This window comes from Gemmatimonadales bacterium (assembly GCA_036500345.1).
In the GTDB taxonomy this organism is placed as follows: Bacteria; Gemmatimonadota; Gemmatimonadetes; order Gemmatimonadales; family GWC2-71-9; genus Palsa-1233.
The window spans coordinates 23,106-43,921 of sequence record DASYCE010000003.1; the positions used below are offsets into that span (position 1 = coordinate 23,106).

The 20,816-nt window shown below is 65.9% G+C and carries 18 protein-coding genes; all 18 read right to left on the reverse strand.

Annotated elements, in window-relative coordinates:
• Position 1: 1 nt before the first annotated feature.
• The 18 genes from murJ to VGM20_01640 are packed head-to-tail and all read right to left on the reverse strand — an operon-like array spanning position 2 to position 20,807.
• Positions 2-1,582 carry a murein biosynthesis integral membrane protein MurJ gene (gene murJ, locus VGM20_01555; protein HEY4099543.1) on the reverse strand — a complete coding sequence of 527 codons (1,581 nt, stop codon included), beginning with the start codon at positions 1,580-1,582 and terminating at the stop codon, positions 2-4.
• Positions 1,579-3,036, reverse strand: coding sequence for a bacillithiol biosynthesis cysteine-adding enzyme BshC (gene bshC, locus VGM20_01560; GenBank protein ID HEY4099544.1), 1,458 nt, complete (start codon positions 3,034-3,036; stop codon positions 1,579-1,581). Before bshC ends, murJ begins: the two co-directional genes overlap by 4 nt.
• Positions 3,037-3,079: 43 nt before the next feature.
• Entirely contained in the window at positions 3,080-3,547 is a 468-nt protein-coding gene (gene rlmH, locus VGM20_01565; GenBank protein ID HEY4099545.1) for a 23S rRNA (pseudouridine(1915)-N(3))-methyltransferase RlmH, read from the reverse strand.
• Positions 3,547-4,857, reverse strand: a complete 1,311-nt coding sequence (locus VGM20_01570; protein HEY4099546.1) for a Glu/Leu/Phe/Val dehydrogenase — start codon at positions 4,855-4,857, stop codon at positions 3,547-3,549. The genes rlmH and VGM20_01570 overlap by 1 nt, the downstream gene beginning before the upstream one ends.
• Positions 4,858-4,899: 42 nt before the next feature.
• Positions 4,900-5,931 carry a tetraacyldisaccharide 4'-kinase gene (locus VGM20_01575; GenBank protein HEY4099547.1) on the reverse strand — a complete coding sequence of 344 codons (1,032 nt, stop codon included), beginning with the start codon at positions 5,929-5,931 and terminating at the stop codon, positions 4,900-4,902.
• Positions 5,928-6,560, reverse strand: coding sequence for a lysophospholipid acyltransferase family protein (locus VGM20_01580; GenBank protein ID HEY4099548.1), 633 nt, complete (start codon positions 6,558-6,560; stop codon positions 5,928-5,930). The genes VGM20_01575 and VGM20_01580 overlap by 4 nt, the downstream gene beginning before the upstream one ends.
• The gene (gene lpxB / locus VGM20_01585; GenBank protein HEY4099549.1) at positions 6,557-7,663 is read right to left on the reverse strand and encodes a lipid-A-disaccharide synthase; all 1,107 of its coding nucleotides are present in this window, start codon (positions 7,661-7,663) and stop codon (positions 6,557-6,559) included. The genes VGM20_01580 and lpxB overlap by 4 nt, the downstream gene beginning before the upstream one ends.
• 2 nt (positions 7,664-7,665) lie before the next feature.
• On the reverse strand, positions 7,666-8,634 hold the full coding sequence (locus VGM20_01590; GenBank protein ID HEY4099550.1) for a Gfo/Idh/MocA family oxidoreductase: 969 nt from the start codon (positions 8,632-8,634) through the stop codon (positions 7,666-7,668).
• Complete coding sequence (gene lpxA / locus VGM20_01595; protein HEY4099551.1) at positions 8,631-9,407, reverse strand: acyl-ACP--UDP-N-acetylglucosamine O-acyltransferase; 777 nt, start codon at positions 9,405-9,407, stop codon at positions 8,631-8,633. The genes VGM20_01590 and lpxA overlap by 4 nt, the downstream gene beginning before the upstream one ends.
• Positions 9,404-10,678 (reverse strand): UDP-3-O-acyl-N-acetylglucosamine deacetylase, encoded by a 1,275-nt coding sequence (gene lpxC / locus VGM20_01600; GenBank protein HEY4099552.1) that lies wholly within the window; start codon positions 10,676-10,678, stop codon positions 9,404-9,406. Before lpxC ends, lpxA begins: the two co-directional genes overlap by 4 nt.
• The gene (lpxD, locus tag VGM20_01605; GenBank protein ID HEY4099553.1) at positions 10,671-11,699 is read right to left on the reverse strand and encodes a UDP-3-O-(3-hydroxymyristoyl)glucosamine N-acyltransferase; all 1,029 of its coding nucleotides are present in this window, start codon (positions 11,697-11,699) and stop codon (positions 10,671-10,673) included. Before lpxD ends, lpxC begins: the two co-directional genes overlap by 8 nt.
• A 5-nt stretch (positions 11,700-11,704) precedes the next feature.
• Positions 11,705-12,310 carry an OmpH family outer membrane protein gene (locus VGM20_01610; protein ID HEY4099554.1) on the reverse strand — a complete coding sequence of 202 codons (606 nt, stop codon included), beginning with the start codon at positions 12,308-12,310 and terminating at the stop codon, positions 11,705-11,707.
• 48 nt (positions 12,311-12,358) lie between these two features.
• A complete protein-coding gene (gene bamA / locus VGM20_01615) occupies positions 12,359-14,776 on the reverse strand; it encodes an outer membrane protein assembly factor BamA (GenBank protein HEY4099555.1) in 2,418 nt (805 codons plus the stop codon).
• Positions 14,777-14,784: 8 nt separating this feature from the next.
• Entirely contained in the window at positions 14,785-17,265 is a 2,481-nt protein-coding gene (locus tag VGM20_01620; GenBank protein HEY4099556.1) for an ATP-dependent Clp protease ATP-binding subunit, read from the reverse strand.
• Entirely contained in the window at positions 17,262-18,338 is a 1,077-nt protein-coding gene (locus VGM20_01625; protein ID HEY4099557.1) for a hypothetical protein, read from the reverse strand. The genes VGM20_01620 and VGM20_01625 overlap by 4 nt, the downstream gene beginning before the upstream one ends.
• Entirely contained in the window at positions 18,335-18,850 is a 516-nt protein-coding gene (locus VGM20_01630) for a UvrB/UvrC motif-containing protein (GenBank protein HEY4099558.1), read from the reverse strand. The genes VGM20_01625 and VGM20_01630 overlap by 4 nt, the downstream gene beginning before the upstream one ends.
• A complete protein-coding gene (locus VGM20_01635) occupies positions 18,847-19,545 on the reverse strand; it encodes an ABC transporter ATP-binding protein (protein HEY4099559.1) in 699 nt (232 codons plus the stop codon). Before VGM20_01635 ends, VGM20_01630 begins: the two co-directional genes overlap by 4 nt.
• Positions 19,542-20,807: an ABC transporter permease gene (locus tag VGM20_01640; GenBank protein ID HEY4099560.1), complete on the reverse strand. Its 1,266-nt coding sequence runs from the start codon at positions 20,805-20,807 to the stop codon at positions 19,542-19,544. Before VGM20_01640 ends, VGM20_01635 begins: the two co-directional genes overlap by 4 nt.
• Positions 20,808-20,816: the final 9 nt, after the last annotated feature.

Here is a 20,816-nt window from a genome sequence, read left to right on the forward strand (position 1 = left end):
TTCAGAGGCTCCCACCCCGGGCGACATGGCGAATGCGATTGGTCAGGACCGCAGCCTCGGGAATATTCCACCAGAAGGTGATGGCGAGATAGGTGATCGCATTGGCCGGCACGGCGAGCAGCGCCAGCGGGATCGGAGGCAATCCGGTCGCCAGTCGCGCGACCACGACACCGACGGCGGCAGCCGCAATTCCGGCGATCCAGAGTTTGACCAGCTCGATTGCAGGCACGTTGAATCGCCCGATCCTGCGGTACAGGCCGCGACGAAGCAACGCGAATTCGGCCCATCCCGCGATCCCTGCCGACGCCGTCAAGCCGGCGACCCCCCATCGCTTGTTGATGTGCAGTGCGTCCGGGAGGACGAGCGCAGCGGCGATGCCGAGGATTGCCGTCAGTGCCACCCGTACCACGCTGCACCAGAGCGGCGTCCGAGTGTCGTGGAGGGCGTAGAAGGTTGCGGCGTAGAGCCGCCCCAGCGTCGATGCCAGGAGCCCGGTCGCCGATCCTGCGAGGACCATCCAGACGAACTGCGCGTCATTCTTGTGGAACAATCCACCCTGGAAAACGGCTCCCGCGATCACGCCGCCGAGGGTGAGGAAACCGAGCGCCGAGGGGACGATGTAGAAGGCGAGTTGCTGCGTCGCACCCGAAAGACGGATACGCAGTGCATTCGCCACCGTCGCCGGGTCACCCTGCTCGCGCGACATCTCGGGAAGCTCGGCCGCGGAGACCGCCATCCCGAACAGCGACACCGGCAACGTGTACAGCACCTGCGCGTTGGTCATCGCCGCCACAGCACCGGTGATCGTGATCTTGCTGGCGATGAAGAGATCGACGAAGGCAGAGATCTGGTTGGCACCGCGAGACGCCAGGTTGGGAACGAACGCGCGGACCACGTCGCGGATCTCCGGCACGTTGCGCCACCACTGCAGCCGGATGGCACCGCCGACCGCGCGAACCGCCGGCCACTGCACCAGGATCTGCAGCAATGAGCCGGTCACGGCCGCCATCGAGACCGTCACGGCGAACCGTTGTTGCGGCTGGTGGCGGGCAAGCAGCAGCGCCGTGGCAATGATGGTCGAGTTCCACACCACCGGCGACGCGTACGACAGGAGAAAGCGGTGATGGGAATTGAGGACACCCAGGCACCAGGCCGAGATGACCAGCAAGCCGACGCCCGGGAAAAGAATCCGCACCAGGTGCCCGGTCAGCGCCCGCTTCTCTGGAGACCAGTCGTGCGAGACGAGAATGTCGAGGAGCCACGGAGTGGCGAGTTCGCCGGCCAATACCAGAACGGCGATGGCGAGAATCAGCAGCGCGAGAAGCGCACCGGCGAGCCGGCGTGCTTCCTCCTCCTTCCCCTTCCCGAGCAGCCTGGAATAGCTCGGGATGAATGACGCCGACAGCGCGCCTTCGCCGAGAAGGTTCTGCAGGAAATTCGGGATCCTGAACGCTGCAGCCAGCGCATCAGCGGCATCGGTCTGCAGGCCGAGATAGTGCGCCAGCACGCGCTGCCGCACCAGGCCGAAGAGCCGGCTGAGAAGAATTCCCGTGGCGACGAGGAGCGAGCCCCGACGACTCACTCTGCTCCCTGCGGCAGCGCATCCGCCCACTGGTGCGCAGCATCGAAGATGGCGTTGAGCCATGCCGGGCCGAATCGGCCCAGGTAGACCGGTGAGATCAGGACCCGTTCCTGCGGCGCGCCACGAGGGCGGAGCCCCTGTAGTAACCGTTGATATTGCGCGTGGGCGATGGTGGTGCGCCGCCGCAGGTGCCGCTGCAGGGAGGCGTCGATCTCGCCGGTGATCTCGCCGAGGCGCCGCATCCGGCCGGCGACGGAACGGGAAAGGACCGGATCAATCCGCTTGCCGGCGGCGCCGACGACCGGTGCGCTTCGGGCGATCTGTTTCCTGAGCGCTTCGAGCGCCTGCCGTGCATCAGCCGGAAAATCACGTTCGAGAATCGAGCGTCCGAGTGTGCCGTCGTCGTGGAGCACCTCGTCCGCCGTGATGCCCAATCGTTCCAGGAGCCGCTCGGCCCACGGCGCGACCACGGTGCCCGCCCAGCGCGGTACCGGCACCTGATGCGTCACGCCGAAGCGCGGATAGAGTGCGCTGCTCTGATGCTCGAGATAGCGCATCTCCGCAGGGCCAGCGGCGTAAGCCACGGTAGGAAGGAGTGCCGCCTCGATCACCGGACGCAGGAGCACGTTGGCCGAGAAACGCTCGGGCTCGCGCTGGAGCAGGTCGTCGAGCTGGGCCGTGGTGAAGCGATCGCCGGACCGGCGCGTGCGGAAGCCGCTGCCGTCGATCATCAACCGTTCTCTTCCCGCGGCAGTGGTGAGGAAGACGAGCGATGCGCCCTCTCCACTCGCGATCCCGGTGCCGGCGTCGGGAAGCGCGGCCAACGCCTGATCGAGTTCGGCCGCGCGCGTCAAGGCATCCGAGAGGATCGGCGCCTGCGCCACCTTCGCGGCGCGGTGGGTCGGGTCGAAACAGAGGATGCCTGCGGGAGCAAGAATTTCAGCGATCGCGCCGGCGAACGACTGGTGAATCGTGCTCCCGGCGACGTAGTGCCGTCCAAGCCACGTCATCGTCTCATCGGCGCGGGGCCCAGGCGGCAGCGACCTGCGCAATTGCTCGAGCCCGACGGCGATCACCGGCGGCAGCGGTTCCTGCGACATCGGCCGCTGCGGTTCCGATGCTGGTCGGGCGGGGAGCCGCCAATCGACCAGCGTGCCCACCTGATCGACCCACGTCGCTGCGCTCGCCTCGGCGTAGTCGTGGTCGTCGCCCGCGACCCAGAAGATCGGAATGACCGGCCGCTGCCACCGGCGTTCGAGGACGGCGGCCAGCGCGGCAGCTGAGAGCGCCTTGTGCACGGTGAAGATCGGCCCGGTGAAGAGCCCCGGTTGCTGCCCCGTGGTCACAACGAGGGCCCGCGGGTCGCGGAGCCGCTCGCGTTGGACCGCCGTGCCCGGCGCATCGATCAGGGCGGCGTCGAGTTCGTGACGCCACGTCGCGGAACGCGGAGGCACGGACGGGAGGGGGCCGATCGGATGCGAGATTAGGCGCAGCAACTCAGGGGGCTCCCTTGTGATACGGCTCACCGCGCAGAATGGTACTCGCGCGGTACAGCTGTTCCATCATCACCACCCGTGCCAGCTCATGCGGCAGGGTCAGCGGCCCGAGGCTCCATCGTACCGTGGCGCGCCGGCGGACATCATCCGAAACGCCTTCCGCACCGCCCAGGACCACCGCATGATCCCTGGCGCTCGCCCGCCATCGATCGAGTCGCGTGGCGAGCATCTCGCTCGACCAGGGCTCGCCCTCGCGGTCGAGCAAGACCACCGGTGTACCGGCGGGAAGCGCGGCGATCAGGCGCTCCCCTTCGATCTCGCGCTGGCGGGCGACCGACGGCGCCCGCCCTGCTTCACGCACCTCCTGCTCGGACACCGCAACGTAACGGCGCAACCGGCGCAGGTAATCGTCGCACACCTCGCGCAGCGCAGGGCGCAGCTTGCCAACCGCCACGACCCGGAGCTGCATCAGGCATACAGCCCGCGCATCCGGTGCATCGCGGCGACCCGATCGATCGCCTGCATGTACGCACCGATGCGCATGCTCACCTTGTGCTTCTCCGACATGTTGTGCACTTCGTTGAACGACCGCGTCATGATGTCGTGGAGACGCTCATTCACCGTTGCTTCGTCCCAGAAATAGCCGCTGCGATCCTGCGCCCACTCGAAGTACGACACGGTGACGCCGCCGGCGTTGGCCAGAATGTCCGGAATGACATAGACGCCCTTGCGATCGAGGACCTCGTCTGCCTGTGCGGTGGTTGGCCCGTTGGCGCCTTCGCAGATGATCTTCGCCTGGATATCGTTGGCGTTTCGGCTGGTGATCACATTTTCCAGGGCAGCCGGCACCAGGACGTCGCACTTGAGCGCCAGAAGCTCTTCGTTGGTCACTCGCGTGCCCTTGCGATATCCCTCGAGAAATTTCTTCTCACGGACCCACTTGAGGCAGTCGGCCATGTCGAGGCCCTTGCTGTTGTAAATCCCGCCGCTCTTGTCGCTGACGGCGACGATCTTCATCCCCGCGTCCGCCATCAGGCGCGCAGCGGTCGATCCGACATTGCCGAATCCCTGCACCGCCACCGTCGTTCCGGATGCCTTCATCTTGCGCTGGGCGAGGGCGGCCAGCGTCACGACGAGACAGCCGCGGCCCGTCGCATCGCGACGGCCGAGCGAGCCCCCCATCGCCACCGGCTTCCCGGTGACGACGCCAGTGACGGTATGGCGCTTGTGCATCGAGTAGGTGTCCATGATCCACGCCATTACCCGTTCGTTGGTATTGACGTCGGGAGCGGGCACGTCGGATTCGGGGCCGAGCACTTCGATGATCGCCGACGTGTAGCGGCGAGTCACCTTCTCGACTTCCCGATCTGACATCGTCGCCGGATCGCAGATCACGCCGCCCTTGGCGCCGCCGAAGGGGAGGTTGACTACGGCGCATTTCCACGTCATCCAGGCCGCGAGCGCCTTCACCTCATCGAGCGACACATTGAGGTCGAAGCGGATTCCGCCCTTGGCAGGACCGCGCGACGTGTTGTGGAGCACGCGGAACCCGGTGTAGACCTCGATCTCACCGTTGTCGCGGGAGATCGGCACCGAGACGATGATCTGCTTCTCCGGTGCGCGAAGGACGCGGTAGAGTCCCGGCTCGAGCTTCAGATGCGTCGCCGCATCGTCGAACCGCGACATCATCGCTTCGAATGGGTTCCCTTCCGCGGCAAATCTGCGGTCGCGATCCGGTTTCATCAGGGGTGCCTTCGCGGACGACTTCGATGCAGCCATGATCCTCTCCGTACTCGTCAATTCGAGGGTTGAGAAAAGTATTCAGCGCCCGACCACACGACCGAGCGCTTCCCGCAATGCATCTTCGCCGGCTTCGAACGTCACGTCCAGGAGCGCCACCGACGGTTCCGGAACGCTTGCGGGCCATCGGTGGCGCAGCTTCACCGCATCCTTCGCCGTGACGACGACACGATCGGCGCGGCGGGCGGCATGCGCCAGCCATGCGACATCCTCGTCGCGAAAGATGTGATGATCCTTCCAGGTGGCGACCTGCACCTGCGCGCCGGTCCGCTTGACCTGCGCCACGAACGACGCCGGATCGGCAATCGCGCTCGCCACGACCACGCGCTGTCCGCTGAGCGATGCCACCGACGACTCCCGCGCCGTCACGAGGCCGCGCAGACGAGAGAGGTCGAGACGTGCGAGCGCCACAGCCTTCCCGGTGCGAGCGCGTACCTCGGCGACGAGACCGTCGGCGATCTCCCGGCTGGCCCGCTTGCGCGTCACGATCACCAGGTCGGCGCGATCGAGCGCACCAAATCCTTCGCGCCAGGGGCCGGCCGGCAGGGGCCACCGGACAGCCTGCGTTGATTCCGCACTGATGAGGCAGATGTTGAGGTCGGGCCGAATATCGAGCCTTTGATATGCGTCGTCGAGCACCGCGATCACGGCGCCATCGGCCACCGCCCGCGTCGCCGCACCTCTGCGATCGGGGTCGGCGATGACGATCGCCTCGGGAACGGTCTCGCGATGGACCTCGACTTCGTCGTCGCCGACACCGCGGAGCAGGATCGCAGGCCGAATCCCCTGCGCCGCGTACTGGGCGGCGATCCACCCGGTGATCGGCGTCTTCCCCGACCCGCCCACCGACAGATTCCCCACCGCCACGCTCGGCAGTGCGAGTGGCGCCGCCGAACTGATCCCGCGGCGATACGCCCATCGGCGCGTCGCCATTGCAGCGCTCCAGAGGGCGCTCGCAGGGAGGAGTGCGCCGCGAGTGATTTTCGCGCCTGCATCGCCGCTGGTCCAGAGCCAGCGGATAAAGCGGTGCGAATCGCCGCGGCGCGCGGTCAACAGGCCAGCTCGCGTTCGACGTGTGCCAGTGCAGCCTTGCAGCGCGCCAATCCCTCTGCCAATCCGTCCGGGCCCGAACTCACCGAAAACGGTTCACCATAGGCAACGTCGATCTGGGCGAACGGCTTCGGGACGAGCATTCGATCCCACGAACCCATCGACCATGCTGACGCGCTCACGGCGTGGAGCGGGAGAATCTGCGCGCCGGCACGCTGTGCGGCGCGAACGATGCCGGGCTTGATGTCGCGGCGCGGTCCGCGCGGACCATCCGGGGTGATCGCCACGGTGCACCCGTCATCGAGCGCCCGGATCGCGCCGAGGAGCGCGCGGGCTCCTCCGCGTGTGGACGAACCCTGCACCAGGTGATACCCCAGACGCTGGGCGTAGTCGGCGAGATATCGCCCTTCGCGCGCTTCACTCACGACGATGGCGATCTGCTGCTTGCGGTGCTGCCAGAGCAGCGGGAGGAGTGCCTCGTGCCAGAGCAGGAAAATGAATGGACGCCGGCTGGCGACGAGATCTTCCCAGCGATCGGGTCGATGCACGCGAATCCGCCAGGAGCGGACCAGCGGATTGATCACGGCCGGGGCAACCAGCCGCACGACGCCAGGAGACAACCTGAATTTCACGCGGCAAGGAGCTCCCCGGCGAGTTGCGCCACGCGGTCGCTCGCCCCCGGGCCGCCGAGTCGGCGCCGGACCTCTGCCAGCCCGATGCGTTGCGCCCGCGCTTCGTCGGAATCGCGGTGCAGTAACGGCCGGGTTCCGGCGACCAACGTCTCCACCGAGAGGCGTCCCTGCAGGAGTTCCGGGACGATTTCACGTTCGGCGATCAGATTGGGAAGTGCCACCCATCGGGCCGTCAGCAGGCGGCGCATCAATTTCGCCGAGACGGCATTCATCGAGTACGCGACTACCATCGGAACATCGGCGAGCGCCGCCTGCAACGTGGTGGTGCCGGATTTCGCAATGACTGCATCGGCGGCGGCGAGAATGCGACTCGAATCGTCCCGAAGAATCCGGAGCCGTTCGGCGCCGTCGTATTGTCCCCATGACGTCGCGGCCACGAGCACCTCGGTGGCATCACCGGCGTCGAGCAACTGTATCGCCGCGTCGCGCATGACGGGCCAGAGGCGGGCTACCTCGTGGTGGCGCGATCCCGGAAAGATCGCGAGCACCCGTGCGCCCGGTGCGATGCCAAGCGCGGCCCGCGCGGCTTCCCGGCACGGTGGTGCGTCGCCGTCGAGGAGTGGGTGTCCAACGAAGGTCGCCTCGACGCCTACCCGCTCGAAGAAGCGCGGCTCGAAGGGGAGGATCACAGCCAGGCGGTCAACGGCCCGGGCAAACCGTACCGCGCGCCCCGGCCACCACCCCCAGAGCTGCGGTGCGATGTACCAGAGCACCGGAATCCCGCTGCGCTTGGCGGCGCGAGCCAGCCGCGCATGGAAGCCGGGATAGTCGATCGGGATCACCAGATCGTACCGGTGCGCGCGAAACGCTCGGACCAGTTCGCGCTCGAGACGCCAGTGCTGCGGAATCTTGCCGACGATCTCCACCAGTCCGATGGCGGAGAGGCCCTCGATCGACCGCCGCATCGTGGCGCCGGCCGCCTTCATTTGCGGACCGCCGACGGCTTCGATCTCCGCCTGCGGAAAATGAGCGCGCAGTGCTGCGATGACGCGGCCGCCGTGCAGATCGCCGGAAGGCTCCCCTGCCGTGACGAGAATCCGCACCGTCAGCGACCCAGCGCGGGGACCGGGACGCGCTGCACGGCGTTGGTCACGTCGAGGGCCAGCGCGAGCGCCGCCCGCCCCTCAGCGGCGCTCACGATTTCGGATTCATCGCCGCGGACGGCTGCAACGAACGCTGCGAGCTCCAGCCCGAGAGCGTCGGCTTCGGGAGCGGAGAGCGCCACCGTCTCGACGATCTCCTCGAGGGAGCTGCCGGTGCCTGGGCGCCACCCTTCCCGAAGGCGCATGAAGGTCGCCTCGCCGGTCGCGAGATCGAGTGAGATGTATCCCGACGGCTGGAAGAGACGCAGGCGGCGGACTCGATCGCGCGCCACGCGCGACGACACCATGCTCGCCACTGCGCCCCCCGCGAATTCGACCCGTGCGTTCACGATGTCGAGATGCGGCGAGACGATCGACACTCCGCTGGCGCGAACTTCGACCGCCGGTGCCCCGCCGACGAGATGGATCGCCAGGTCGAGGTCATGGATCATCAGGTCGAGCACGACTGCGACGTCGGTCCCGCGTGGCTGAAACGGGGCCAGCCGGATCCCCTCGACAAACGCCGGGCGGTCGAGGACGCTGCGCGCCGCGCGCACCGCGCGATTGAACCGTTCGACATGTCCGACGGCGAGCACCACTCCCGCTGCCTCGGCCGCTGCGACCAGTTCGTCCGCTTCGCCAAGCGTGACCGCCAGCGGCTTCTCCATCAGGACCGCAATCCCCCGCTGCAGACAGGCCAGCCCGACGTCGTGGTGCGAGGGTGTCGGGACCGCGACCGTGACGGCGTCCACATTCCGGAGCAGTTCTTCGCTGGTGGCGAACGCTCGGCAACCGTGGGTCGCTGCGGCCTCCGCTGCGTGCGCCATGTCGGTGTCGAAGACGCCGACCAGCTCGACGCCAGGCATCGCGGCCAGATGACGTACATGATGGCGACCAAGTGCGCCGACACCAATCACCCCGACGCGAATCACGCCGGAACGCCGCGCTGGGACGAAGAGACGAATTCGAGGAAGCGGTCGACTTCAGTGGTCGGCGGAAGATCGGTTCGCGCCCGCTCCAGCGCCTGACCGAGGTTGAGATCGGAATTGAAGCAGAGCCGGTAGGCTCGCTTGAGCGCGGCCACCGTCGCCGGCGGAAACTTGTGGCGCTGCAGGCCGATGGTGTTGAGGCCGTACAATTCGACCGGGTTGCCGACCGCCTTGACGAACGGCGGAATGTCCTGGCTCACGCGCGTCATTCCGCCGATGAAGGCGTATTCGCCGATCCGCGCGAACTGGTGCACCGCGACGAGCCCGGAAATCACGACGTAGTCCTCTACCGTCACATGACCGGCGAGCTGCGTCCCGTTCGCCATGATGACGCCGTCGCCGATATGACAGTCGTGCGCGAGGTGCACGTACGTCATGATGAAGCAGTTGCGTCCGACCGAGGTCACGCCCGACGCGACTGTGCCGCGGTTGATCGTGGTGAATTCGCGGATGCGCGTATTCTCGCCGATCTCGACCCAGGTCTCCTCGTCGGCGTACTTGAGGTCCTGGGGCGGACCGCCGAGAATCGACCCGCTGCCCACGCTGACTCCGGCGGCAAGGCGGACGTTGCGCTCGAGTGTGGCCCGCGCCCCGATGCGGCATCCCCGGGCGATACTCACCGAGGGGCCGATGATGGCGAACGGCCCGATTTCGACATCGCGATCGATCACGGCCGAGGGATCGATCAGCGCCGAGGGATGAATGCGTGCGATCATCGGTCCATCACCGTGGCCATCATGCTCTCCGCCTCGCAGACGACTTGACCATCGACGAACGCGCGACCTCTGGTCTGACAATGCTTGCCGCGCACGTGTACCACTTCCACTTCGAATCGCAACTGATCGCCGGGAAGAACCGGGCGGCGGAAACGTACCCCGTCGAGGCGGGTGAAGTAGACGACCTTCGAGTCGGGATCCTCGAAATTACCCATCAGCAGCATCCCGCCGACCTGAGCCATCGCCTCGACGATGAGCACACCCGGCATGATCGGGTGGCCCGGGAAATGGCCCGGGAAAAACGGCTCGTTGATCGTGACATTCTTGATGCCGACGATCCGGACCCCTGGTTCGATTTCCACGATCCGGTCGACCAGCAGGAACGGGAACCGATGTGGCAGGACCTTCATGATACTGGTGATGTCGAGCCGGGTCGGGTCGGTGCGCTGCGCCTGCCGCGCGATCGCAGTGGCCAGTGCAACATTCCCCTGATGGCTCGGTCGTTCCGCGATGATGCGCGCATCGACCCGGGCTCCGAGGAGCGTGAGGTCGCCGAGAATGTCGCCCAGCTTGTGGCGCACGAATTCGTCGGGCCAGCGGAGATCGCCGGTCGCGACCGCCGTATCGGAGAGGACCACGGCGACTTCCTTCGATGCGCCCTGCAGCAACCCTCGCTGCTGCAGCGTCTCCACTTCGTGGATGAATCCGAAGGTCCGGGCGGGAGCGATTTCACGCGCAAACGTCTCACGCGAAACCGCATAGCTCGCCGACTGCCTCCCGATCACCGGGTGGTCCCATTCGATCGTCGCGGTGAGCGAGAGTCCACGGCCGGGCGCCACGATGTAGGTGGCATCCCCCTCCTTGACCGTGAATGGCGTCGTGACGCGGACCATTGCAGGATCACCTTCGCGCTCCGCGACCCCTGCCTGCTCGATCGCCTCGTACCATGGGAGAAACGACCCGTCCAGGATCGGCGGCTCCGGGCCGTCGATCGCAATCAGCAGGTCGTCGAGCTCCCACGCGTGCGCGGCGGCAAGGAGATGCTCGACGGTGTCGACGGTGGCACCGCCGGCCGAGAGGCCGGTCCGGCGTTCGGTCGCTTCGACGTTGGCGATTCTCGCCGGAATGAGCGGCCGGGCGGGAAGATCGTCGCGCCGGAAGACGATGCCGGCGCCCGGCTCTCCCGCGCTCAGCCGCACGCGCGAGTGCGCTCCGGTATGGAGGCCGGTGCCGCTCAGTTCAACCGAACCGGCAAGGGTACGTCTAGGCATCGTCGCGCTCCCGGGCAAGCTGTTCGAGGAGATCGCCATACGGACCGAGTCGGTACATCGTCGACACGCCGCGGAGGAATTCACGATGCGGACGGGCCGGGTATCCAGACACCGTGGTCCCGGCGGGAACGCTGGACATCACGGCTGATTTCGCACCGACCTTCACGTCGTCACCAAGGGTGATATGGTCGATGCAGCCGGACTGGCCCGCGAGAATCACGCGGTCGCCGAGCGTCGTGCTTCCGGCGATGCCGACACACGCCATGATCAGGCAATCGCGCCCGACGTGCACGTTGTGCGCGATGTGGACCTGGTTGTCGATCTTGGTGCCGCGGCCGATGTGCGTGTCGTCGAGTGATCCGCGGTCGATGCAGCTGTGGGAACCGACCTCGACGTCGTCCTCGAGAATGCAGCCGCCGACGTGCGGGATGCGAGTGTGTCCCGAGGCATCCGAGGTATATCCGAAGCCGGTACCGCCGATGACGACAGACGCCTTGCACCAGACCCGGGCGCCGAGCGTCACGCCGTGATAGAGCACGACATGCGCATCGAGGCGGGTATCGTCGCCGATCGTCGCGCCGTCCTCGATCACCACGTGACTGCCGATCTGCACGCGTGCGCCGATGGTGACGCCGGCGCCGACGACAGCGTACGCCGCGACCGAACTCCCTTCGCCTATCCGCGTGCGCTCGCCGATCCGTGCTGTTGGCGCAATCCCCGCCGCTGCCGCAGTCGCGGGATCGAGCGCGCGCGCGACCGTCGCGATGGCCCGTGCGGGATCGGCAACGACGATGCGAGTCGCCGGCCCGGGTCCGTCGGCCAGTTCATCGGGAATCAGGACAGCGCCGGCTCGCGATCGTTCCATCGCGGCCACATACTTGCGCCCGGCACAGACGCTGAGGGCATCCGGGTCCGCTCGTTCCAGCGAGCGAACCCGCCGGATCGATATATCTCCCGGACCAAACAAGCGGCCGCCGACGAGGTCAGCGACCGCTTGGGCTGTCAGCGCTCTGGTGGGCACAGCGCTCAGGACTGGTCCGACGGTTGGTTGGTCCCCTCGGGTGGCTTCTTGGGAGGGGTCCCGGCCGGTGCTGCGCTCTTGAGCCGGTCGATCACTCGCGAAGTGAGGTCGAGCGACTTGTCCGCCGAAGCGATCCCGGCGGCCTGGTTGCTGACGTCGAAAATGATCGAACACTGGAGCTCGGCGCGCAGCCCATCGATCACGTCGGTGACGCGGGCTTCGATCGGCTGCAGCACCTGCTGGCGTCGCTGGCCGGCGCGCTGCTGCAGATCATTGACATGCGCCTGCAACGAATCCTGGCGCTCGCGGAAGCGCTTCGATTCCGATGCCTTCTGCGTCGCCGACATCAACGCCGCCTTGTCCTGCAGCGCCAGCCCGATCGAGTCCAGTGCCGCCGATTGCTTGGCGATGTCGGCCTGATAGCCACGCTCTTCGATCCGGAGCTGGGAATCGGCGGCGACATATTCGGGCATGTTGGCAAGGATCTGCGCACCGTTCAGGTACGCCACCTTGCTGGTTGCGCACGGTGACTGCGCCACGGCGGGGGCCGCCGCAATCATCAGCGCCCCGATGGCGCATGCCGCACTCTGTACTCCTGCTCGACGCATCATCCGTGTCCTTGTCCTCGCGGACGAAATGGTGGTGGCCTCTCGGCCGGATCAGAAGAAGTTGCCCAGGCGGAAATGCACTTTCCATCCTGGTGCCGGGTGACCCAGCAGGTCAGTCTTGTCGATCCCGTATGCCAGGTCCACGCCGATCGGACCAAGCGGGGAAACTAATGCCGCGCCGATACCGACGCCGCGGAAAAGTCTGGTCGGATCGTACTGTCGCACCGTGCGATAGACATTGCCCGCATCGAAGAACGCGTCAACGTAAATCGCCTGGTTGATCCGGGCGCCAGCTTCAGTGGTAAACTCCGCGTACGAATTGCCGAACGAGGCCGGCGTGGCGCTCGTCGACGACGCGTTCGGATCGTAGCCGTTCGGCGTGATCGAGAATTCGTCATATCCGCGAAGCGGGATCCCGTACTGGACGCCACCCATGCTGTAGAGTTCGGTGAAGAACGAGCCGGTGTTGCCGAAGATGAAGCCCGACTTCGCCGTGATACCGAGCGTGAACTGGACGCCGCCGCCGAGCGAGCCCCGCTTGCCACCCAGCGTGCCGAGCGGCGTGAACCAGCGGCTGTCGATGTTGAGCTTCTGGTAGTCGGCATTCCCGCCCAGCGGACCACCGTTCTGCTCCACGCTGACGTTGACCATGTTCCCGGCTGTCGGGAACGGCAATCCGATCCGGGTGTCGCGCAGGAACGAGAGACCGAGGGTCGACCGCGTGCACGGGGCGCACTGGAACGCCTGCTGCAGGTCAACCGATCCACCAGAATAGCGGACGTGCTGCAAGCCGTAACTCGCGAAGACGCGCGAATAGCGTGACCCGAGGAACGGAAATCCGACCTGCACCGACCCACCGGTCGAATTCTGCTGGCCCAGATCGCCGACGACGTACCGCAGCTGCGAATCGTAGAGCGTCGCCGTCCCGGACATCCGCGAATCGAAGAGCGTCGGATCGGTGTAGCTGAGCTGGAAGTCGGTGATGTTCTGCCCGAACTGCCACTGCAGCTTTCCGTGCTTTCCGCGGCCGAAGAGGTTCGGTTCCTCAAGTCCGAGGAAGCCGCCGAGGCCGGTCCCCTGTCCAACCGACGCACCGAAGTTGATGTTGCCGGTGTGCTTCTCCTGGACGCGGAATGTGATGTCGACGGTCGACCCGTCCTGTGACGGATTGATATCCGGATTCGGCATCGGCTGCTGGAAGAATCCGAGGTTCCCGATGTTCTGGTACGAACGGATCAGCTTTTCACGGTTGAAGAGTTCACCCGGCAGGAGCACCACCGCCTGGCGGAGGATCCCGGTGTGGGTCACCTCGTTCCCGGCGAACTCGATCTTGCGCACGATCGCCGGGTTCCCTTCGGTGATCCGCCACCGCAGATCGATGACCGGTGAACCATCGGCCAGCGTGCGGGGTGATTGCTCTGCGCTGATCTGCGGGAACATGTAACCGTTGTTCTGATAGAGCTCGGTCGCCTTGCTTGTCGCGTCTTCCCACGCCGACCGATTGTAGACCGATCCGATCATCTTCCCGCTGCCGACCTGGTCCGGGGTGACGAAGGGAATCAGCGTCGCGAGCTCTTCGCTCGAGAATCGCCGGTTGCCGATGATGTTCACCGTGCCCACGTGATAGACCGGGCCTTCTTCCAGCGTCATCCGCAGAATCGCCTTGGGCGAATCGGGCTGGGCGATCAGTGTGTCGTGCACCACCTGCATGTCGATCATCCCGTGCTGGCCATACCAGGTGGGGAGATGATCGCGCACGTCGCGATCGACCTTCCGTTCGTCGTACGAGCCCGACCGGAACCACAGGAATCCTTCCGGCTTGGAATCCATCTCCTTGATGAGCTGATCGGCTTTGAAATGTTCGTTGCCGGCGATTTCGACCCGCGCAATCGTCACGCGGCTCCCCTCGACGACCGAGAAGAGCAGTGTGACGCCGTCCTTGACCGGCGTTTCGGTGACCGTGGTATGCGCGGCGTAGAAGTTCGCCTTGTGATACGTCGAGTCGATCAGGTAGCGCGCGTTCGCTACCGCGGAACGATCGAGTGGTCGCGCCTTCACCAGATGGATGAGATCCTCGATCTGGTGGGCGGGGATCTGCTCGGGGCCCACGACCTTCCAGTCGATCAGGAGCGGCCGCTCCTTCACGCTGATCACCAGCACGAATTTGGTGCCGAGGATCTGCTGCACGACTTTCACATCGTCGAACTGCCCGGTGCTGTACAGATTGTCGATTGCCTTGGCGACGTCATGATAGGTCGGCGTCGAGTGCGGCTGCAGCCCCGACACGAGCACGATCTGCGATGCGGCGTTGCGCACGTTTCCCTGCACCGCGATGCTGTCGACCGGCGGCGTCGGGGGCGGCGCGGCTGCCTGCGTCTGCGCGACGGCGCGCCGCGGGAGCAGCAGCGCCGCGGCGATGACCGCGACCACGCCCACGGCACGGATGACGCAGGTTCGAATCCTTCTCACCAGCGGCTTCAGGCGCCAGTCCCCGTCAAAACCCGGAAGACAAGCTTTTCACCGTCGGGTGCCACGTCGACCTCGATCTCGTCGCCGTGCGTGAAATCACCGCTGAGGATTCGTTCGCTGAGCGGATCTTCGACGTACCGCTGAATTGCGCGACGCAACGGCCGGGCACCGTAGCTCTGGTCGTAGCCGTGTTCGACCAGGAACTCAAGCGCCGCCGCCGTGAGTCTGACTTCGTCGCCGACCCGCCGGGTGACATCCTTGAGCAGCACGCGAACGATTTCGGAGATGTGCTCGCGCGTCAGCGGATGGAAAACGATGACGTCGTCGAGGCGATTGAGGAACTCGGGATTGAAGACCTTCCCGATTTCGTCCTTGACCGTCTCCGTCATCTTGTCGAACGTCTGCTTCGAATCGCTGGCGTGGAAGCCGAGACCGGTTCCCTTCATCAGGTCGCGAGCGCCGACGTTCGACGTCATGATCACGACGGTGTTCTTGAAATCGATGACCCGTCCGTAGTTGTCGGTGAGGTGGCCCTCGTCGAGCACCTGCAGCAGGATGTTGAAGACGTCAGGATGAGCCTTTTCGATTTCGTCGAGGAGCACGACGGAATACGGCTTGCGCCGAACCGCCTTGGTCAGCGTCCCCGAATCCTCATAACCGACATAGCCCGGCGGCGCACCGATGAGGCGCGACACCGAAAACTTCTCCATGTACTCCGACATGTCGACGCGGATCAGCGCACTCGGGTCGCTGAAGAGGAATCGCGCCAGCGCGCGCGCGAGCTCCGTCTTCCCGACGCCGGTGGGCCCGGAGAAGATGAACGACCCGATCGGCCGGTTGGGATCCTTGAGTCCCGCACGCGAACGACGGATCGCGCGCGACACGGCATGGATCGCTTCGTCCTGGCCGATAACCGACACGTGGAGTTCGTCCTCCATGCGCAGCAACCTCGCCGCTTCGGCTTCCTGGATCCGGGTGACAGGGATCCCCGTCCACCGGCCCACGATGAACGCGATCGCCTCTTCGTCGATCACCGGGCGCTTGGTCTGCCGTTCGGCCTCCCATTCGACCTGCACCTGGCGGATCTGCCCCTGCAGCTCGCGTTCGCGGTCGCGGAGCGCCGCGGCCTTCTCGAAGTTCTGCTCGCGCACCGCTTCTTCCTTGTCGGCGGTGACGTGTTCGAGCTGCAGCTTGAGTTCGCCGATCTCTGCCGGCGGATGCTGCGATGCGAGCCGCGCGCGGGCGCCCGCCTCGTCGATCACGTCGATCGCCTTATCCGGCAGGAAGCGGTCGGTGATGTACCGTTCGGCGAGTTCGGCCGCAACTTGCAGCGTCGCATCGGGGATGACGACGCGGTGATGTTCCTCGTACTTCTTGCGCAGCCCCTTCAGGATCTCGACCGTCTCGGGCACGCTCGGCGGATCGACCATGACGGTCTGGAAGCGGCGCTCGAGTGCACCGTCCTTCTCGATGTATTTGCGATATTCATTCAGCGTCGACGCGCCGACACATTGCAGTTCACCGCGCGCGAGCGCCGGCTTGAGCATGTTGGAGGCGTCAATCGCGCCCTCGGCGGCACCGGCGCCGACGAGCGTGTGGAGTTCGTCGATGAAGAGGATCACGTTCTTGCTCTGCGCGATCTCGTTCATCACCGCCTTGAGCCGCTCCTCGAACTGGCCGCGGTACTTCGTCCCGGCGATCACGGCAGCCATGTCGAGCGACAGCACGCGGTGATCGCGCAGCACATCCGGGCACTGGGCGTTGGCGATCAGCAGCGCCAGCCCTTCGACGATCGCGGTCTTCCCCACACCGGGCTCGCCGATCAGGACCGGGTTGTTCTTCTTGCGGCGCGCCAGGATTTCCATGACGCGCTCGATCTCCTTCGCCCGTCCGATCGTCGGGTCGAGCGCCCCTTCGGCTGCGAGGATCGTAAGATCACGGCAGAAATGATCGAGCGCAGGGGTCTTCGATTTTTTCTCGGTCTTGGGTGGAACTGCCTGCGGACCACTGGCGGCCTGACCGCTGGTCGGCTGTCCCTGCGGCAGGTCGCTCCCCAGGAGCCGCAGCGTCTCCGCGCGCGACTGTTCGAGCGTGACACCGGCGTCGGTGAGGACCTGGGCCGCGATTCCCTTCTCCTCGCGCAGCAGACCAAGGAGCAGGTGCTCGGTGCCGACATACGAGTGGTTGAGTTCGCGTGCTTCCATCATCGCGAGCTCGAGCACCTTCTTGGCGCGAGAGGTGTACGGCAGTTCGGGGCCGGCCGCCGTGGCAGCTTTCCCCTTCTTGACCGTCTCCTCGATCTTCTGCTGGATGTCTTCGAGTTCGACACCGAGATTGGTGAGCACCGCCGCCGCAACGCCTTCACCTTCGCGGATCAGGCCGAGAAGAATGTGCTCCGTGCCGACGTATTCGTGATGCAGCCGCGCCGCCTCTTCGCGGGCCATCTGCAGGACTTTGCGCACCCGGTCGGTAAAGTTGTATCCGTTCATGGTCGTTCACCCTCCTCGAACAGCCGGCGCACGAACGACGCGCGATGCACCGGCAAGGCATCGTCGTCCAGCGACACACCGGCATCGCGCGCGATGTGCGCATTCTGCGTCAGCACCAGCAGCCGGTTCAGTAGCTGCAACGGGATCGCGGGAAGGATCCCCGTCGTGACACCCAGGCGGACGCTGCTCAGCAATCCCACCACTTCGTCAAACGTCAACGCGCGAGCGTGCCGCAGCACTGCCCACGCGCGCCAGACGCTGTCCTCGAGTGCGGTCGATGCGTCGCGGCGCACCTGATCGCGCGCCCGCAACTCGTAATCCATCACCTGCCGCACCATTCGCGACAGATGGTCGAGCAACTCGGCTTCGGACTTTCCCAGCGTCGTCTGATTGGAGAGCTGGAAGAGGCTCCCGATCGCCTCGCTTCCCTCGCCGAACAACCCGCGCGATGTCAACCCGACCTGCATCAGACCCTCGAGAACCTTGCCGATTTCCCGCGTCATCACGAGGGCGGGAAGATGAATCAGCACCGACGCCCGCAACCCCGTTCCGACGTTCGTCGGACACGCCGTAAGATAGCCGAACTCAGGGTGGAAGGCGAAGGAAAGCCGTACGCCAAGTTCGCGATCTGCCAGCTCGGAAATGCGGTAGGCAGCCGCGATTGCCAGCCCGGATTGCAACACCTGCAACCGCAGGTGGTCCTCCTCGTTGACCATCACGCTCGCCGTCCGGCCGAGGAGGAGCGCAGCCCCGCTCCGGACCCTCCCCTGCGTGTCAGTCCCTGCCAGGTTCCGCGACACCAGCTGGCGCTCGTTGAGCCAGTGCCGGTCAGCGGCCGGCATCGTATCGAGCCGATGCAGCACCGCATCGGCCAGCGACGGCGCGCTGTGCGCCGCGGCCAGCACGGCACCGACGATCACCTCGCGCTGCTCCGGAACGTTCCGCCCGCGAAACGGCTGCCCGGTCAGATTGCGCGCAAGCCGGATCCTGGTGGAGAGCACCATCGCGCTCTCCGGTCCGCTGGCATCGAGCCACGGCATCCCGCCGTCGGGAATCACCCCGGCGCCGCTCACACGTCCTCGGGGGCGCGCAATTGATCGCGAAGCTCGGCCGCGCGCTCGAACTGCTCCGTATCAATCGCGATCCGGAGCTGCTCTCGCAGTTCCTCCCGGGAACGCGCCCGCATCTCCGTCGGTGACACGTCCGCCGTCACGGGGCTGGAATACGTCGCACCAGTGTGCCGCGTGGCACCATGCAATCGCCGCAACAGATCTCGCAGTGGACGTTCGAACGTGATCCAGCACTGGGCACAACCCACTCGTCCCGATGCCCGGAAATCCTGCAGCGTCGCACCGCATTCCGGACACGTCTCGCCGGCGGCGACCGCGGTCGCGATGGTGGCCCCGCTCTTCCCCATCGCAGCGAGGAACGCGCCGAGCGGCGTCTGGGTCACGGTCGCTTCGGTCTCGATTCCGCGCTCCGCCGCGCATTTGCTGCAGAGATGCAGCGTGGTGACGTTGTCGCCCTCCACCTGGGTCAGCCGGACCACCGCTTCCCCTTCGTGGCAGATCTGGCACTGGTTCATGCCAACGTGTCCGCCGTCGCCGGTCGAAGGACGCCATCCTCCAGCGTCAACACGCGGTCCGCTCGCTGCGCCAGGGTTCGGCTGTGCGTCACCGCAACGACTGCGGTGCCGCTCGATTGCGCCAGCGTCGTGAGCAGGTGCAGCATGTCACCCGCCGTATGCGGATCGAGATTGCCGGTCGGTTCATCGACCAGGAGGACCGCCGGCGCCGTGACGAGCGCGCGCGCCAGGGCGACCCGCTGCTGTTCGCCGCCCGACAACAGCGTGACTCGCGAACTGGCGCGCGGCATGAGACCGACCTCGCTGAGCGCGCGGTCGGCACGCTCGCGAGCGGCCATCATCGACTCTCCGCCGATCAGCCAGGGCATCATGACATTCTCTCGAGCGGTGAAATCACGCAGCAAGTGATGAAACTGGAAGACGAATCCGATCCGGCGATTGCGGACATGCGCCAGTTCGGCATTGTCCATCGACTGGTACGAACGTCCCTCGAGTGTCACGTCGCCGGTATCAGGCCGGTCGAGTCCACCGAGCAGGTGGAGCAGCGTGCTCTTCCCGGATCCGCTGGCACCGATGATCGCCACGAATTCGCCCTTCGTGACGATGAGATCAAGATCGTGCAACACCGTGAACGCGACACCGTCGCCGCCGATGAAGCGACGGCCGAGCTGCCGGGCCTCCAGGATGCCGCTCATTCCGCCCGGATCGCTTCCACCGGCAGGAGCGACGCCGCGCGACGAGACGACGGAATGGTCGCCAGCACAGCCACCGCGATGCTCGCCACCACGACCACAAGCACATCGGTGATTTCCACGCGGACCGGGAGCCGGTCGATGAAATAGATCGTCGGATCGATATGGATCCGCTTGTCGACCAGAAACGCGACCGCCAACCCGAGGACCAGTCCCAGACCGGTGCCGACGAGTCCGACCACCGCGCCTTGCGCGAGAAAGACGCGAGCAACGCCGCGAGCCGGCAGCCCCATCGCCTCCAGAATTCCGATCTCCCGTGTCTTGAACGCGACGACCATCGTGAGCGTTCCCACGATGTTGAACGCCGCCACGATCATGATGAAGAAGATCACCAGGCCCATCGCGAGCTTTTCCAGCTGCAACGCAGAAAAGAGCGTGCTGTTCTGCGATTGCCATGTCTCGACGCGGAAGGGATAGCCGAGCGCTGCGGTGAGTCGATCACCGACCGTTGCAACCCGCCACGGATCGCGTACTCGCACGCCGATTGCCGACACGGCAGTGTCGAGCCCGACGAATCGCTGGGCCGTGGCGCGGTCCATCACCACGTAGGAGTTGTCGTAGATGTACATCCCGGTCTCGAAGACACCGGTGACTTCCATCGACCAGCTGCGGGGGACGTCGAACTCACCGGTGATCCGGTTGCGATGCGTCACCGGCGGAATCATCGAGATGATGTCGCCGGGGTATGCCGACAGATGATCGGCCAGTCGCTTGCCAATCACCACGGCGCCGTCGACGCTGTCCTTCGGCAGTGTCGCCTTGAAATTGAGATCGCCTTCGGTCATCGCGCTGTCGAGATGAATGACCTGGCGCGTGCCGACGCCCGGCTCGAGCCCCGCGACGAAGACGCCCTCGGGAAAACCCGCCGAATTCATCACCAAGGATTGTGCGTCGACTTCGGGCGCCGCGGCCACGACGTCAGGGTCGCGCCGGATCCGCGCGAGTTGCGCCTGCCAGTCGGCGATCTGGAGTGTGGTACCGAAGGTGAGCACGCGAAGCTCCGGCGACCCGACCAGGATCCGGTCGCGCAGGTCGTTGCGCAAGCCGTTCATCACGCCGAGGACGACGATCAGCGCGCTGACGCCGAGGGTGATGCTGCCGATCGAGATCACGGTCTGCAGCGAGGCGTTCCGGGTACCACGCTGCCCGCGGAGGTACCGCAACGCAATGCGTCGCTCAAGCGCCGTCGGCCACCAGGAGAACACGTCCGCCCC

Coding starts and splice junctions, on each gene's coding strand:
- rlmH (HEY4099545.1), bottom strand. CDS start 3,547: ATGCAGCTCCGGGTCGTGGCGGTTGGCAAGCTGCGCCCTGCGCTGCGC.
- VGM20_01570 (HEY4099546.1), bottom strand. CDS start 4,857: ATGGCTGCATCGAAGTCGTCCGCGAAGGCACCCCTGATGAAACCGGAT.
- lpxA (HEY4099551.1), bottom strand. CDS start 9,407: ATGATCGCACGCATTCATCCCTCGGCGCTGATCGATCCCTCGGCCGTG.
- lpxC (HEY4099552.1), bottom strand. CDS start 10,678: ATGCCTAGACGTACCCTTGCCGGTTCGGTTGAACTGAGCGGCACCGGC.
- VGM20_01610 (HEY4099554.1), bottom strand. CDS start 12,310: ATGATGCGTCGAGCAGGAGTACAGAGTGCGGCATGCGCCATCGGGGCG.
- VGM20_01620 (HEY4099556.1), bottom strand. CDS start 17,265: ATGAACGGATACAACTTTACCGACCGGGTGCGCAAAGTCCTGCAGATG.
- VGM20_01630 (HEY4099558.1), bottom strand. CDS start 18,850: ATGAACCAGTGCCAGATCTGCCACGAAGGGGAAGCGGTGGTCCGGCTG.
- VGM20_01635 (HEY4099559.1), bottom strand. CDS start 19,545: ATGAGCGGCATCCTGGAGGCCCGGCAGCTCGGCCGTCGCTTCATCGGC.